At 40.6% G+C, this 14,326-nt stretch carries 13 protein-coding genes; 7 read left to right on the top strand and 6 right to left on the bottom strand.

The features are described from left to right. Positions 1-9: 9 nt before the first annotated feature. From PTQ34_RS08270 to tlyA, 6 genes are all read left to right on the top strand, one after another. Positions 10-561, top strand: a complete 552-nt coding sequence (locus tag PTQ34_RS08270; RefSeq protein ID WP_273930582.1) for a HobA family DNA replication regulator — start codon at positions 10-12, stop codon at positions 559-561. Continuing rightward, the gene (locus PTQ34_RS08265) at positions 562-1,170 is read left to right on the top strand and encodes a DNA polymerase III subunit delta' (protein WP_273933094.1); all 609 of its coding nucleotides are present in this window, start codon (positions 562-564) and stop codon (positions 1,168-1,170) included. 116 nt (positions 1,171-1,286) lie between these two features. Then, positions 1,287-2,423 carry a dihydropteroate synthase gene (gene folP / locus PTQ34_RS08260; protein ID WP_273933093.1) on the top strand — a complete coding sequence of 379 codons (1,137 nt, stop codon included), beginning with the start codon at positions 1,287-1,289 and terminating at the stop codon, positions 2,421-2,423. Positions 2,424-2,450: 27 nt separating this feature from the next. Beyond that, positions 2,451-4,415 (top strand): NAD-dependent DNA ligase LigA, encoded by a 1,965-nt coding sequence (gene ligA / locus PTQ34_RS08255; RefSeq protein ID WP_273933145.1) that lies wholly within the window; start codon positions 2,451-2,453, stop codon positions 4,413-4,415. Next, the gene (locus tag PTQ34_RS08250; protein WP_273933092.1) at positions 4,412-4,594 is read left to right on the top strand and encodes a hypothetical protein; all 183 of its coding nucleotides are present in this window, start codon (positions 4,412-4,414) and stop codon (positions 4,592-4,594) included. Before ligA ends, PTQ34_RS08250 begins: the two co-directional genes overlap by 4 nt. A gap of 36 nt (positions 4,595-4,630) precedes the next feature. After that, entirely contained in the window at positions 4,631-5,341 is a 711-nt protein-coding gene (gene tlyA, locus PTQ34_RS08245) for a 23S rRNA (cytidine-2'-O)-methyltransferase TlyA (RefSeq protein ID WP_273933091.1), read from the top strand. Positions 5,342-5,509: 168 nt separating this feature from the next. On the opposite strand, the gene priA is transcribed toward tlyA, so the two are convergent. The 4 genes from priA to PTQ34_RS08225 form a co-directional block, all read right to left on the bottom strand. Beyond that, on the bottom strand, positions 5,510-7,453 hold the full coding sequence (gene priA / locus PTQ34_RS08240; RefSeq protein WP_449727699.1) for a replication restart helicase PriA: 1,944 nt from the start codon (positions 7,451-7,453) through the stop codon (positions 5,510-5,512). 80 nt (positions 7,454-7,533) lie between these two features. Then, on the bottom strand, positions 7,534-7,932 hold the full coding sequence (locus PTQ34_RS08235) for a type II secretion system protein (protein ID WP_273933089.1): 399 nt from the start codon (positions 7,930-7,932) through the stop codon (positions 7,534-7,536). A 12-nt stretch (positions 7,933-7,944) separates the two neighbouring features. Continuing rightward, positions 7,945-8,172, bottom strand: a complete 228-nt coding sequence (locus PTQ34_RS08230) for a hypothetical protein (protein WP_273930575.1) — start codon at positions 8,170-8,172, stop codon at positions 7,945-7,947. A gap of 8 nt (positions 8,173-8,180) precedes the next feature. Next, on the bottom strand, positions 8,181-8,411 hold the full coding sequence (locus PTQ34_RS08225) for a hypothetical protein (protein ID WP_273930697.1): 231 nt from the start codon (positions 8,409-8,411) through the stop codon (positions 8,181-8,183). Positions 8,412-8,538: 127 nt separating this feature from the next. Here PTQ34_RS08225 and uvrB point away from each other — a divergent pair, with 127 nt between their 5' ends. After that, positions 8,539-10,509 carry an excinuclease ABC subunit UvrB gene (gene uvrB / locus PTQ34_RS08220; RefSeq protein ID WP_273933144.1) on the top strand — a complete coding sequence of 657 codons (1,971 nt, stop codon included), beginning with the start codon at positions 8,539-8,541 and terminating at the stop codon, positions 10,507-10,509. 599 nt (positions 10,510-11,108) lie between these two features. Here the strand turns inward: uvrB and zupT are convergent. Together zupT and PTQ34_RS08210 are read right to left on the bottom strand one after the other, a co-directional pair. Then, on the bottom strand, positions 11,109-11,993 hold the full coding sequence (gene zupT / locus PTQ34_RS08215) for a zinc transporter ZupT (protein WP_273933088.1): 885 nt from the start codon (positions 11,991-11,993) through the stop codon (positions 11,109-11,111). Positions 11,994-12,177: 184 nt separating this feature from the next. After that, entirely contained in the window at positions 12,178-13,983 is a 1,806-nt protein-coding gene (locus PTQ34_RS08210; RefSeq protein ID WP_273933087.1) for a menaquinone biosynthesis decarboxylase, read from the bottom strand. Positions 13,984-14,326 lie beyond the last annotated feature (343 nt).

The following is a 14,326-nucleotide window of genomic DNA, read 5'->3' as shown; positions in this document are numbered from 1 at the left end:
GCTTTAAAAATGGATCTTATTAGCTGGACGCTTGGTGCTATTAGGGGTGCTGAGTTTGAGGGTATTATCATGAACTGGCTTGAAGAACAACGCGTGGCGTGGGCTAGTCTGCTTTCAAGCAAGCTTGGGTATTTTTTAGATGGTGCTAGTATAGTGTTAGTCTGTGATGATGAGTATAGCTGGTTTGAAGAGTATTTTATCAAAAACATCAACACCCCTAGCAAAACCCGTCCGCTAATCCCAGTAGTGCCACTGCGCTCTTTATATCCACGCATTGATACTAGCGTGCTTGATGAGAGTGAGATGGCTTTGCTAGATGATATGCTAAATATCAGCTTTGGCAATAACTTTGTGTATTTCTACATAGGCAAGGGTAGTTCAAAACTAAGCCTTATTGCAAAAAGCCATCAAAATAGCTATATGTGGCTTTTTGGCGAACAAGCCCAAAACGCCTTTTGTCTAGAGAAAAACGATCCTTTATTAGATATCAAAATACTTGCGCTTTTTAGGCTTTTTGATATGAGTTTAAGCGAAGTAATTTTGGGTAAAATCACTCTTTAAATGCAAAATAAAATTATTATTTCAAGTGATTTTGAGAGCATAAAAGACGAGTTTGATGGTAAAAATGCGCGTATTTTTGAGTATGAGAATATGCTACTTGATGATGCTAAGGACGTGATAGCCGAGGCCTACATCGCCGAGTATGAGCAAAAAAACATAGTAATCATGGCTAAAAAGCTAGGTGCTGAGGTTCAAAACTCTTTGCTAAAAATACTTGAAGAACCGCCAAAAAATATAGTTTTTACTCTCATTGTCCCTAGCAAAAATACGCTTTTGCCTACCGTGCGCTCAAGGCTCATGCTAGAGGTGCGAAGCAGGGCAAAAGGCAGGTGTGAGCATGGGCTTGATTTGTGGCGCATTGATCTAAAAAGCCTGAGTGAGTTTGTAAAAACCCAAAAAGAGCTTAAAGAAAATGGCAAGCTAAGTGCCCTAGAACTCTCAAAGCTAGTTGGTGATATCATTTGCGATGCGCTTGATAGTGGGTTTGTTTTTAGCGCGGATGAGCTAGAGTATTTTAAAAAGCTTAGTTATATCAGTGCTTTAAATACTTCGCCTGAGTATGTTCTTACGCCCTTACTGCTGCTTTTGATGAAAAAAAGCAAACGCTGATTATCATAGGAATTCTAGATTTGGGAATTCTAGATTTAGGGAATTCTAGATTTAGGAATTCTAGATTTAGGAATTCTAGAATTCCTAAGGCCTAAAAAACTAAATAAGGTAAAAAAATGAAAATCCAAAAAATCTCAGCAAAAAGCGATTTTAACGCACTTTGCGCTAAGCTAAAAGTCCATAAAATGGGCAAGAAAATAATGAGCGAGAAAAAAGAACTACACTTTTTTCTTATAAAAGAAATAAGCTTAGCTGCTATAAATATCCTAAAACAAGATGCTCTAAGCTGCGGTGCTGAGGTACTAAGCCCAGAAAACGCGATACTTGGTGGCAAAGAGTTAAGCCAAGCGGTGCTAATAGCAAATGAAAAACAGCTAAAAAGTTTAGAGAAAAAAGAAGCCTTACAAGACTTTGGGCTAAAAGAGCTCTCACGCTATCTAAAACTAGAATTCCCAAATACAAAAATCTCTCCAAGCCCTGAAATAATGGGTGTGCTAAATATGACAGATGATAGCTTTAATCCTAAAAGCCGTGTGGATGAAAAAAGCATAGCAAATAGGGCTTCCCAGATGATAGAAAGTGGTGCTTCTTGGCTTGATATAGGCGCTGCTAGCACTCGCCCTGATAGCGTGTATATCGGTGCTAGAGCTGAGTTTGAGCGTGTAAAATCAGCAGTTGATATACTAAAAAGCTCAAATATTGCTAAAAAAGCAAAACTTAGCATAGACACCTTTGATGAAAACTGCGCTAAATACGCACTAGAAAACGGCATAACTTTGCTAAATGATATAAGCGCAAATCCTGCCCTTGCTAAAATTGCTAGCGAGTACGGCGCAAAATACTGCCTTATGCATGGCGGCATAAAAGGTAGCTCAGAGCCTGTAAATGGCGATATAATAGAGCTTGTTGATGAGTTTTTTGAAAGAAAAATCAAAGAATGCGAAAATGTAGGCTTAAAGCGAGAAAATATCATCTTAGATATCGGTATAGGCTTTGGCAAAAGTCATGAGCAAGGACTGGTGCTTATAAAAAACTTAGAGCATTTTTTGCGCTTTGGCTGTGAGCTGCTAGTTGGGGCAAGCCGCAAAAGCATAATAAACGCCTACCATCCAAGCAGCGTAGAAAACCGCCTTGCTGGCACTTTATTTTTACACCAAAAAGCCATAGAAAATGGAGCTAGTATAATTAGAGTTCATGACAGCTTAGAACATGCTCAGCTTTTAGCGCTGCATAGTGCCTACAAAGCACTTTAAAAAGGGGCAAAGATGAGCGAAAAAGAGATGAGCGAAAAAGATTATTTAGAAGCTATTAGCACGCTAAAAAAGTGGGCAAAGGCGTATTATACAGATGATGCCCCGCTTGCAACTGACGCTGAGTATGACGAGCTATATCACAGAATTCTAGAATTTGAAGAGCAAAATCCGCTTTTAATAAGCCCAGATAGCCCTAGCATAAAAGTAGGTGGCGAGGTGCTAGAAAGCTTTGAGAAATCAGCTCATATTGCGCCTATGTGGTCAATGGAGGATATTTTTAATTCTAGTGAGCTAAAAGAGTGGCTAGAGCGTGGGAGCAAGGCTGATTTAGAGCTTTTTGTAGAACCAAAGTTTGATGGTGCGAGCCTAAATCTACTCTACGAAGATGGCAAGCTAATCAAAGCTGCCACCAGAGGCGATGGTAAAATAGGCGAAAATGTAACTCACAACGCAAAAGTCATAGCCTCTATCCCTCAGCAAATCGCCTATAAATCTCGCATAGAAATCCGTGGCGAGGTAGTAATCACAAAGGCTGATTTTGAAAAAGTAAATAAAAGCTTGCTAGACGCTGGGCTAAAACCACTAGCAAATCCTAGAAACGCAGCCGCTGGCTCACTTCGGCAGCTTGATAGCAGCGTGGCTCGCTCTCGCAGACTGCGCTTTTATCCTTGGGGCGTGGGTGAAAACTCGCTAGAAAATGAGTTTAATTACACTACACACTGGCAGATTATGGAGTTTGTGCGCTCGCTTGGCTTTTTAAGAGATGATTTTTGTAAGCTTTGCGTGGGCTTTGATGAGATACAAAAAGCCTACAAAGAGCTTCTAAATGCAAGAGAGCAAAAAGAAATGCTAATGGATGGCATGGTCGTGCGTGTAAATAAGCTAAATTTGGCGCAAAATATGGGCTATACAGTTAAATTCCCTCGCTTTATGGTAGCTTATAAATTCCCGCCACTTGAGCTTGCTACTACGCTAAAAGATGTGATCTGGCAGGTAGGCAGGACTGGGGCTATTACGCCTGTGGGCGTGCTTGAGCCTGTAAATATAGATGGTGCGATGGTATCAAACGCTACTTTACACAATGCTGGCGAGATAAAAAGACTTGGACTAAAAATAGGCGATGTTATCAGCATAATCCGCTCAGGCGATGTTATACCAAAGATAACCGGTTCTTTGCGCAGGGGCGAAATAAACAAGGAAATAAGCAAGGATATAACTCCGCCTAGCGTGTGTCCGTGCTGTGGATCAGAGCTTTTTAGCGATGGGGCGATTTTAAAATGCCAAAATCTAGAGTGTAAAGAGCGTGAGTTAGGTTTGTTAATATATTTTGCTAGCAAAAAATGCATGGATATTGATGGGCTTGGAGCTGCGATTATTACTCTACTTTATGAGAGTGGCAGGCTAAGACATATCGCTGATATTTATAGGCTAGATGAGAGCTCTTTTGCTGGGTTAGAGGGCTTTAAAGAGCGTAAAATAAACAATATTTTATCAAGCATTCAAAAGAGTAAAACGCCTACTTTGGAGCGTTTTATAGCCTCGCTTGGCTGCGAGCTAATAGGCGAGGTGGCAGCTAGAAAAATCGCTAGAGCCTTTGGGGCTGAGTGGCTTAGTGCTAGCTATGATGAGCTAATAGCCCTTGATGGCTTTGGGGAAAATATGGCGCAGAGCTTTTTGGAGTTTGTGCGTGTAAATGAGAGTAAGGTGCGTGAGCTACTTACTTTTATACAGCCAGTTTTGCCTGAGGCGCTTGATACTAGCGGTGCTGTGTTAAATGGCAAAAGCGTAGTGATAACTGGCACGCTAAAAAGCCCAAGAGAGGCGATTAAAGCTAGACTTGAAGCCCTTGGGGCAAAAGTATCTAGCGCAGTCTCTGCTAGGACTGATTTTTTACTAGCAGGAGAGGCAGCTGGCTCAAAGCTAGCAAAAGCTAATGAGCTAGGTGTAAAAATCGTGAATGAAGAGTGGCTAGAGAGTTTGGAGAATTCTTGATTTTTATAGACTCAGTTCGTGGATGCTTTTTGTGCAGCAAGCCTTGCGCAGCCCAGCTGCTCTGGCGAAACTTTCGCACCGTTTTTCTGCAGCTTTGCCTTGAAAAATCGGTACGAAATTTCACCAGCCACTACCGTGGACGCAGCCGAAGAGTGGCTAGAGGGCTTGGAGAATTCTAGAATTTTTTACCAAAAACCAGTGAAAAAAAGACAAAAATGAGAGCAGATGCAAGAGTAGCACAGGTTTTAAATATCAGCAGAAACAAAGCTAGTGAGCTTATAAAAGCGCAAAAAATCTTTGCTGGCGGGGAGCTAATCTCAAAGCCCTCGCAAAATCTAAGCTTAGATAATGAAATTGCTTGTGATGGCGAGATTTTCGTAGGTCGTGGGGCTTTGAAGCTAAAGAGCTTTTTAGAGGGCCAAAAGATTAGCGTAAAGGGCAAAAACGCCCTTGATATAGGCTCAAGCACTGGTGGCTTTGCGCAGGTTTTGCTTATGAGTGGTGCTAGTAGTGTGGTGTGTGTGGATGTGGGCGAGGGACAGCTTGATAGCTCTTTAAGGGCTGATCCTCGCATTATTTGCCGTGAGAGTACGGATATTAGAGACTTTGCTAGCACTTATTGTGCTGGGAGCTTTGCTCTCATCACAGCTGATCTTAGCTTTATACCGCTTAGCTTGGTTCTGCCTTGTATCAAAACCCTTGCAAATGATGAAATAATCGTGCTTTTTAAGCCTCAGTTTGAAGTAGGTTTAAAGGCAAAAAGGGATAAAAAAGGCGTGGTTTGCGACCAAAAAGCCATAAATGAAGCACTAGCTGATTTTAACAGGCTTTGTGCTGATTTTGGCTTTAAAATACTAGCGCAAGAAAACTGCGCTATTAAAGGCAAAAACGGCAATCAAGAAATATTTTTTCACTTAAAAGTTTAGGAATTCTAAAATTCCCAAGGCTAAATTTAGAATTCCCTAAGATAAAAAATACCCCCTAACCCCCAAAAAGCCTAGGAATTTTAGAATTCCCAAAGAGAATTCCCTAAACTAGAATTCTCTAGAATAAAAACTAAAATTCCCTGGGTATTCAAAAAAATTCCTTACTTTTTAATTAAAATTAAATGGATCAATATCAGCAGTAGCGCCATAGGCTAGGGCGATATTTCCAGCTTTTAAAAGTGGGCTGTGAGAGTGAGCGCGCAGCAAAATATAGTAGCGAAACTTACTAGCGATGTAGGCTATAGAGGCCTTGCCGTGACCGATGATTTCAAGGTTTTCTATGCTTTTTAGCTGGGCTAAAATCTGCTCTGTAATCCTAGCTGCTTTTTGCTCGTTTGCGTGCGAGATGAGAATGCGAGAGAGCCTAGCAAAGGGCGGATATAAAGGCTCTCTAAGCTCTAACTCATCTTTTATAAAAAGCTCAAAGTCGCTTAAATACGGCTTAAAAAACTCTTGCTGGGCGGTCTGGATGATGACCTTGCCGTGGCTTGCTCTGCCAGCTCTGCCTGCTATTTGCATAGCAAGTGCTAAGGTCTTTTCACTAGCTCTAAAATCAGCATGCGCCAAATGCTCATCAAGCCCCAAAATAACAGCAAGTTCTACATTGTGATAATCATGCCCCTTACTTAGCATTTGCGTGCCAACCAAGATATCGATTTTGCCATCGTTAAAGTCTTTTAGCAAAGTTTCAAGCTTTTTTGCTGTGGTTATCTCATCTCTATCAAACTTTGCTATTTTTGCCTTTGGTAGAGCTGATTCTAGCATGAGTTTTAGCTCGCTGGTACCGATTTTTTGGCTTTGTAGCACTGAGCCACCGCAGTGCTCGCATGAGCTAGGCAAAGGCGAGCTAAAGCCGCAATAGTGGCATTTAAGAGCATTTGCATTTTTGTGTAGGCTCATGTTTACAGCGCAAAAGGGACAGCTAAAGCTTTTGCCACAGTCCTTACAAAGCAGCACCTTAAAATTGCCACGAGTTGGCAAAAAAATCACGGCTTGTTTTTTTGCCTCCAAAACAGCTGCTAAATGCGAAATAATCATATTCGAAAGCCCTAGCGGCGAGTGGTCAAAAAGAAACTCTTTGCTTGAGGTAAAAAAGGTGCCTTTTAGGCGAAAATGTGGAATTTTGTGATAGCTTACCACACTTGGCGTAGCTGAACCTAAAATAGTGCGAATGCCTTCAAAATCATAATCTAAGCTACTAGGAATTCTAGAATTTTCTGCGCTAAGTTCTTTTTTGCTAGGAATTCTAGATTTTTTGCTATTTTTAGCCAGCCAGATTGCCAAATCTCTTGCGTTATAGCAAGGCTTGCTAGCGTTTTTGTAGCTCTCGTCGTGTTCTTCATCTACTATTATTAGCCCAAGGTTTGTAAATGGCAAAAAAAGAGCCGAGCGAGCACCTGCTATTAGGCGGACTTTGCCGCTCATAAAATCCTTTAAAATCCTTTCTTTTTTGCCTTTTGCGATTTTGCTATGCCACAGCCCCACGCCTTGGCTAAAGTATTTTTCTAGGCGTTTTTGCATTTGTGGGGTTAGGGCGATTTCAGGCATGAGAAGTAGGGCTTGCTTGCCTGTTTTTAGGGTTTTTGCTATTGCGCTTATGTAGATTTCACTTTTGCCGCTGCCAGTATCGCCAAAAATAAGGCTAACATCGTTTTTTAGGCTAAAATCAAGGGCTTTGTTTTGTAGCTCGCTTAGTTCTGGCAAAGCGCTAAAATCACCAGCAAACTCGCTATCTAAAATATTTTTGCTCTCACAAAAAGGCTCAAAAAGCCCTGCTGCCACGCCTAGTTCGCTAGAATAATAACTTGCAATAAACTCTAAAAGCTGTATTTGCATGGCTGTGAGATAAAAGTCAGTTTGGCTTAGTATTTCTTTGCATTTAAAGCTTGGTTTACCCACTTGCTTATAAACATAGCCTTTTTTTTGCTTATTGCCAAGCTCTACTAGAACTTCGCTAAAAGGCTCTAGCTCGCGCTTACAGCTGTAAGTAAGTGGGGCTAGGGCGTGAGCGGTTATGATGATTTCGTAGTAAAACAAACTAGAATTCCATATTTTTTTTGAGATTTTTGCTAGGAATTCTAGAATTCCTAGCAAAGTTTAGAGTCAAGGTACGGTAAAAATCTAGAATTCCTTTACTTCTCTATTTTTTCGCACAAAGTATCAGAGGCTTGGCAAGTAAGGCTTCCTTTGGTTTTATCGTAAGTAAAAGTAATTGTTTCACCAATTGTAAGATAAAGTTCATTGCCGCCCTCGCTCACACTCCAATATTTCTCACTTAGTTTTGTGCCGTTTGTGATCTCTTCTATTGTTTTCTTATCTAGTTTTTCAGGATAGCCGCTGCCCTTTTGAGCTAGTAGATTTGCGCCACGATAGGTTTGTATAGCAGATCTGATAGCAGCGATTTCGGCTTTTGCTCTTGTTATTTCAGCATCTTTTTTACTGCCTGCTAGGCGTGGTAGAGCCACCATAGCGAGAATACCTAGTATAACGATGACAAAAATCAGCTCAACCATTGTAAATGCTTTTTTCATCTTAGCCCCTTTTTATACATTTAATGTCTTGCTTAGGTGATTTACCATGTTATTCATACGCTTATCGTTTTCATACTGGTCTTGACATTTTTTCATAAAGGCAAAAAGCAGGTCTTTTACCTCAAAGTTAGTCTTGCCACCTAAAAGATTTGATATATCACGCTCCAAAGCCTCTGCAAAGTCATCATCAAGCCTGACTGTGTAATCTTTTTTGCTGATAGTTAGCGTGATTTCTCTCATTTTTTTACCTATTTACCAAGGACAGCTTCTACTTGTTTTAGTAGGTCGTCGCTTTCGTTATGATGTTTGTTAAGCTCTTCTTCTAGGCGTGCGATTTGATTGCTTTTTGCCTCGTTTTGGGCTTTTGCGCTTACTAGTTCGTTGCGCAAAGCATCGTTTGCATCGCACATTTCTTGGTATTTTTGCATTAGTTCAGTTACTTTTGATGTCAGTGTGTTTAGCACTTTTTCTTCCATTATGTAGCCTTTTTGTGGATTTTTTAAAAAAATAGGGCGTATTCTAGCATAAAAAAACGAAAATTTTGCTAAAATTATCTAAAATTTTAGCATAAAAAGTAGAATTCCCGTGAAAAAAAGTAATGAAAGTATTTTTGAATTAACTAGTAAATTTAAGCCCTCAGGCGACCAAGCTGCTGCGATAAAAGGCATTGTAAGCGCAATAAAAGCTGGGGCAAAATACACCACGCTTTTAGGCGTAACTGGCTCTGGCAAGACCTTTACCATGGCAAATGTGATAAAAGAGCTTGGCATGCCAACACTCATAATGACGCACAACAAAAGCCTAGCAGCGCAATTATATAGCGAGTTTAAGGGCTTTTTTAGCAAAAATCATGTGGAGTATTTCATCAGCTACTACGACTATTATCAGCCAGAGGCTTATATCCCAAGGCAGGATCTTTTTATAGAAAAAGACAGCGCAATAAACGACGAATTAGAACGCCTGCGGCTCTCAGCCACAGCAAATTTACTTAGCTTTGATGATGTGATAGTAATCGCCTCAGTCTCAGCAAACTACGGCCTAGGCAATCCAGCTGAGTATCAAGGAATGGTGCTATTTTTAGAGCTTTCGCAGCACTACTGCCAAAAAGAACTACTCTTAAAGCTAGTAGATATGGGCTATAAGCGCAATGATGCGTATTTTGATAGGGGAGATTTTAGGGTAAATGGCGATGTGGTGGATATTTATCCAGCGTATTTTAATGATGAAGTGCTGCGCTTAGAGTTTTTTGGCGATGAGATAGAGAGTATGTATCACATAGATGCTATTACTGGCAAAAAAACTAGGGATTTGAGCAAATTTACTCTATATGCTACAAGCCAGTTTATCGTGGGTGAAAATCGCCTAAAATCAGCTATAAAAGAGATAGAAAAAGAACTTGATGAGCGTTTGGAATTCTATCAAAAAGAAAATCGCTTAGTAGAATACCAACGCTTAAAGCAAAGAGTGGAGTTTGATCTTGAAATGCTAAAAGCTACTGGCATGACAAAAGGAATCGAAAACTACGCACGCTATTTAACAGGGCAAAAGGCTGGAGAGACGCCATATTCGATGTTTGATTATTATGAAGTAAAAGACCGCCCTTATCTAGTAATTGTTGATGAAAGCCATGTGAGCTTGCCGCAGTTTAGGGGTATGTTTGCTGGCGATAGAAGCCGCAAAGAAGTGCTGGTTGAATACGGCTTTCGCTTGCCAAGTGCCTTGGATAACCGCCCTTTGATGTTTGATGAGTTTATAAACAAAAAGGCGCATTTTCTCTTTGTCTCAGCTACGCCAAATGAATATGAGCTAGAACTTTCTAGCCCACACATCTACGAGCAGATTTTGCGTCCTACTGGACTTTTAGATCCAGAGATTGAAGTAATACCAAGTGATAATCAAGTTGAAGTGCTATATGATAGAGCAAAAAAGGTAATAGAAGCAGGTAATCGCGTGCTAATTACCACACTAACTAAAAAAATGGCAGAAGAGCTAAGCAAGTATTATTTAGAGCTTGGTCTTAAAGTGCGGTATATGCACTCAGACATTGACGCAATTGAGAGAAACGAGCTAATAAGAGGGCTGCGGCGTGGCGAGTATGATATACTAATAGGAATAAATCTTTTGCGCGAAGGGCTTGATCTGCCAGAGGTCGCACTCGTAGCTGTCATGGACGCTGATAAAGAGGGCTTTTTGCGCTCAACTACTTCGCTAATCCAAACCATGGGCAGGGCTGCTAGAAACGAGCATGGAAAGGTGCTGCTTTTTGCCAATAAAATCACAAAAAGCATGAAAGAAGCTATGGATGTAACTCTGCGCCGCCGCAAGATTCAAGATGAGTATAACAAAGCGCATGGAATCATCCCAAAAAGCGTGGCTAGAAGTATAGAAGAAAGCCTACACGACGAGGCAAACGAGCCACTATATAATAAGGCTAAAAAACTTGAAAAAATGCCAGCTAGCGAGCGAGCAAAAATCATAAAAGAACTGCGTGCGCAGATGTTAGAGGCGGCAAAAAACTTAGAGTTTGAAAAGGCAATTGCTCTTAGAGAAGAGATAAAAAAATTAAAGGATCTATAATGAACTTATTAAATAAGTTCGCTTGGCTTTTCTGGGGGTCAGGGGGTGTCTTTTATTTTAGGAATTCTAGAATTCCTAAACTTGAATTCCCAAACTAGACTTCCCAAACTAGACTTCCTAAACTTGAATTCCTAAGTCTTGTGTCATTCCCCAGCTTGACTGAGTGATCTCTAGGGAATTCTAAAATTCCGTCATTGCGAGAGAGCAAAGTAGAGGGAGCAATCCCATTAAATCGCCGTCATTGCGAGCGAAGCGAAGCAATCTCATTCAAAATTTCGTCTAAAATTCCGTCATCCCCTGCCTTGCGTGTTAGTGTGTCATCCCCCGACTTGACCCGATGATCTCATCACAAATAAATTTAGAATTCCATAGAGATCCCCCAGTCAAACTGGGGGATGACATAGTAGGGAATTCTGGAATTCCTAAGAATAAATTTAGAATTCCTAGAGATTGCTTCGCTTCGCTCGCAATGACGGAATTTTAGAATTCCCTAGAGATCCCCCAGTCAAGCTGGGGGATGACATAGTGGGGAATTCTAGAATTCCAAGTAAAATTCTAGAATTCCTAAGTAAAAAAATACCCCCTAACCCCCAAAAAACCTAAATCAGCGATAAAAACTTCAAGCTAAATGCCATCACAGCCATACCAGCAATAAGTCCATAAAGGCACTCATGTCCGCTAGCATAAGCCTTTGCTACTGGAAAAAGCTCATCAAAGCTAATAAAAATCATCACCCCAGCCACGAGAGCAAAGCTCACCGCCACAGCAGACGCCCCAAAAAGCGGCAAAATCAGCAGCGCCCCTACAAGTGCGCCAAGTGGCTCAGCAAGACCTGAGAGAGCTGCGAAAATAAAAGCCTTGCGCTTTTGTCCGGTTGCGTGGTAAATCGGCAGGCTCACAGCTACGCCCTCAGGGATATTGTGAATTGCCACTGCTATGGCTACGACCACACCAAGCTTTATGCTCTCTAAGCCACTAGCAAAGGTCGCAAAGCCCTCAGGGAAATTGTGCAGCGCAATCGCAAAAGCTGTGAAAATGCCGGTGCGGCGCAGTGCTTTATTACTAGCTGGCGCATTATTTTGGGCAAGAGCTGCTTTTTGCTTTGCGATGTGAAGTTCTCTATCCTTTAAATAGCAAAATCTAAGCTCGCAATACGCCTCAGGTGCTTCTATTTCGTGCGGATTTACATCATCAGGCACGACTTTATCTATAAAAATACAGGCGAGCATTGAGGCAAAAAAGATAAAAAGCGCAATTATTTCGCCGTTTTGGCTTAGTTTGCTAAACTCTTTTATAGATGCTGGCAAAAGCTCTACAAAGCTAAGATATACCATCACACCAGCCGAAAATCCAAGTCCGGCTGAGAGCATTTTTGTGCTATCTTGCTTGCTAAAAAAGGCAATCGCAGCCCCAGCGCAAGTGCTAGCCCCTGCAAAAATCGCTAGCAAAAAGGCAAATAAAATATCATTAAAAGCAAAATTCATAAAATTCCTTGTTTTTTTTAAGCTGAATTCTAGCAAAAATAAATAGAATTTTTAAGTTTTTAGTAAAAATTATTATTAAATTATTCTAGAATTCCCTAAATATCATCTAGAATTCCTAGCAAATTTTAAGTAGGAATTCTAGAAGCAAGAATTCTATAAGTAGGAATTCTAGATTAAAAATCCCCTAGCCAAAAATCTCAAATTTTTCAAAAAACTCACTATTGCTATCTAAAAGCCCTTTTTTAATAAGCTCATCAATGACTGAGCGCGTGCAATTAGTCATTTGCGGCCACTGCCTCTCATAACCATCAAGGGCATTTTTAGCTGTAGCATCAATGCCGATTTGCTCGCCGTTTATAAAAATATCACGCTGGGCGTCAATATTATTTGTTATACGCCAAACATTCATATAATGATTTTCTAGTCTAGCATCGCTATCTAAAAAAATGAGAATTTTAAAATGCTCTTTAAACGCCAAAAGCCTTTTAAAAAGCTCTTTTAAAGGCGCAGTTTTTAGCGTTTTTATCATAGTTATAGGGTTTTTTGTGTGTGTAAAAATCTGGCGCAAAGCCAAAATCTCTGAGCTGATTTTTTGGAATTTTATGAGAAGCTCATCATCGCTAAGCAAAGTCGGCGCAGGCGTGCTTGTATCCACGCTTGCATCCACGCCAAGCTTACCGCCAAAACAGGCATTAGGACTAGCGTGGTCTAGCTGGTCGCAAACACCGCTAGTTATTAGTAGTGAAGCAGGCGAAATGCGCGAGAGAACATACTCGCAAAATGCGCTATAATCATCAAGCGCAGGTGCGTCGCTACCTACAAAAATAGCGTGCTTTACAAAGCTCATTTGCCCGACACCCCAAAAAGCATGAGCGATTTGCTGGGCGTGTGCTGGGTAAGCAGCGGCAAATTTTGCCAAGATTAGATTGTGAAACACGCCATTTTCAGGCATTTTATAATCAATTAGATCTGGCACACTAGTCTTTAAAAGTGGCAAAAAAATTCGCTCAGTAGCACCACCAAAGTATTTATCTTCTAGTGGTGGCTTACCCACGACTGTGGCGTAAAAAATAGGATTTTTCTTCTGCGTGATTTTGCTTACTTTCATCACAGCAAAGGGCTCAGCAGGCGTGTAAAAGCCAGTATGATCGCCAAAAGGCCCTTCAATAAGGGCTTGCGTAGTATCTACAAAGCCCTCTATTACGACATCAGCGTCATTTGGGATATAAATATCGTTTGTGATAGACTTCACAAGTCTAGCATTTTTTTCACGGATAAAGCCGTATAAAAGCAGCTCAAAGACATCTTTTGGAAGCGGCGCTTGAGCACACCAGATATATAATGGATCGCCGCCTATGGCTACTGAAACTGGCATCGGCTTGCCAGCCTTTGCGTATTGGTGAAAAAAATGCGCACCGTCTTTGTGAATCTGCCAGTGCATACCAAGCTCATCAGGGCTGTGAACTTGCAAGCGGTACATGCCCACATTGTGTGCCTTACCATCTAGGCTTTTTGTATATACTTGCCCCATAGTAATAAAGGGCGCTGCATCACCCTCCCAAGTGCGCAATATCGGCAGCTCGTAGAGATTTATCTTACTTTTTACCACCTGCTGGCACTCGCCACGGCTTTTTAGTCGCTTTGGCAGTACAGATTTTAGCTTTATTAACTCGCTAAGCAATTCTAGTTTTTGGCTGAAACTCTCAGGCTTTTTTGGTTTTAGCAGCTTTTCTATGCGAGCAGCGATTTCATCTGGCTTTGCGCCCATTATCAGCTCCAAAGCACGCTGTGAACCAAAAAGATTTGTAAGCACAGGCATTTCATACTTTTTGCCATTTTTATCAACAGGATTTGTAAAAAGCAGAGCCTTTGAATCTGTTTTTTTTACCTCCAAATAGCTAAGATGCGCTATTTCAAGCTCAGTAGAGCAGGGCGTATCAATCACTTTTAGTAGGTTGTTTTCTTGTAGGATTTTTATGTAGTCTTTCATTTTTAGCCTTTTATTTTGGGTTATTATACTAGAATTTTAGAGTTTTTTAGGGGTTAGGGGGTATTTTTTATTTAGGAATTCTAGAATTTTTACTTAGTATTTCTAGAATTTACTCTAGGAATTCTAGAATTTTACTTAGCAATTCTAGAATTTTACTTAGGAATTCTAGAATTCCACCTATAATTCCTAAGTCAATTTTAGAATTCCATAAAAACTTTTAAAAAAACTTTTAAAAAAACTTTTTAATTTTAATCAAACTTTAAGCAAAGCACTTGTATAATTTCAGCTCGCTTTTGGAGAAAAGCCTTGCTGAAATATGATTATTTCATTATTTTAGCGTGTT

Source organism: Campylobacter magnus (genome assembly GCF_028649595.1).
GTDB lineage: Bacteria > Campylobacterota > Campylobacteria > Campylobacterales > Campylobacteraceae > Campylobacter > Campylobacter magnus.
This window is presented reverse-complemented; position numbering and strand designations above follow the sequence as displayed.

Excerpts from the sequence above, each read along its gene's own strand:
- PTQ34_RS08210 (WP_273933087.1), bottom strand. The coding sequence starts at position 13,983 with ATGAAAGACTACATAAAAATCCTACAAGAAAACAACCTACTAAAAGTG.
- zupT (WP_273933088.1), bottom strand. The coding sequence starts at position 11,993 with ATGAATTTTGCTTTTAATGATATTTTATTTGCCTTTTTGCTAGCGATT.
- folP (WP_273933093.1), top strand. The coding sequence starts at position 1,287 with ATGAAAATCCAAAAAATCTCAGCAAAAAGCGATTTTAACGCACTTTGC.
- ligA (WP_273933145.1), top strand. The coding sequence starts at position 2,451 with ATGAGCGAAAAAGATTATTTAGAAGCTATTAGCACGCTAAAAAAGTGG.
- PTQ34_RS08265 (WP_273933094.1), top strand. The coding sequence starts at position 562 with ATGCAAAATAAAATTATTATTTCAAGTGATTTTGAGAGCATAAAAGAC.
- PTQ34_RS08235 (WP_273933089.1), bottom strand. The coding sequence starts at position 7,932 with ATGAAAAAAGCATTTACAATGGTTGAGCTGATTTTTGTCATCGTTATA.
- tlyA (WP_273933091.1), top strand. The coding sequence starts at position 4,631 with ATGAGAGCAGATGCAAGAGTAGCACAGGTTTTAAATATCAGCAGAAAC.
- PTQ34_RS08270 (WP_273930582.1), top strand. The coding sequence starts at position 10 with ATGGATCTTATTAGCTGGACGCTTGGTGCTATTAGGGGTGCTGAGTTT.
- PTQ34_RS08230 (WP_273930575.1), bottom strand. The coding sequence starts at position 8,172 with ATGAGAGAAATCACGCTAACTATCAGCAAAAAAGATTACACAGTCAGG.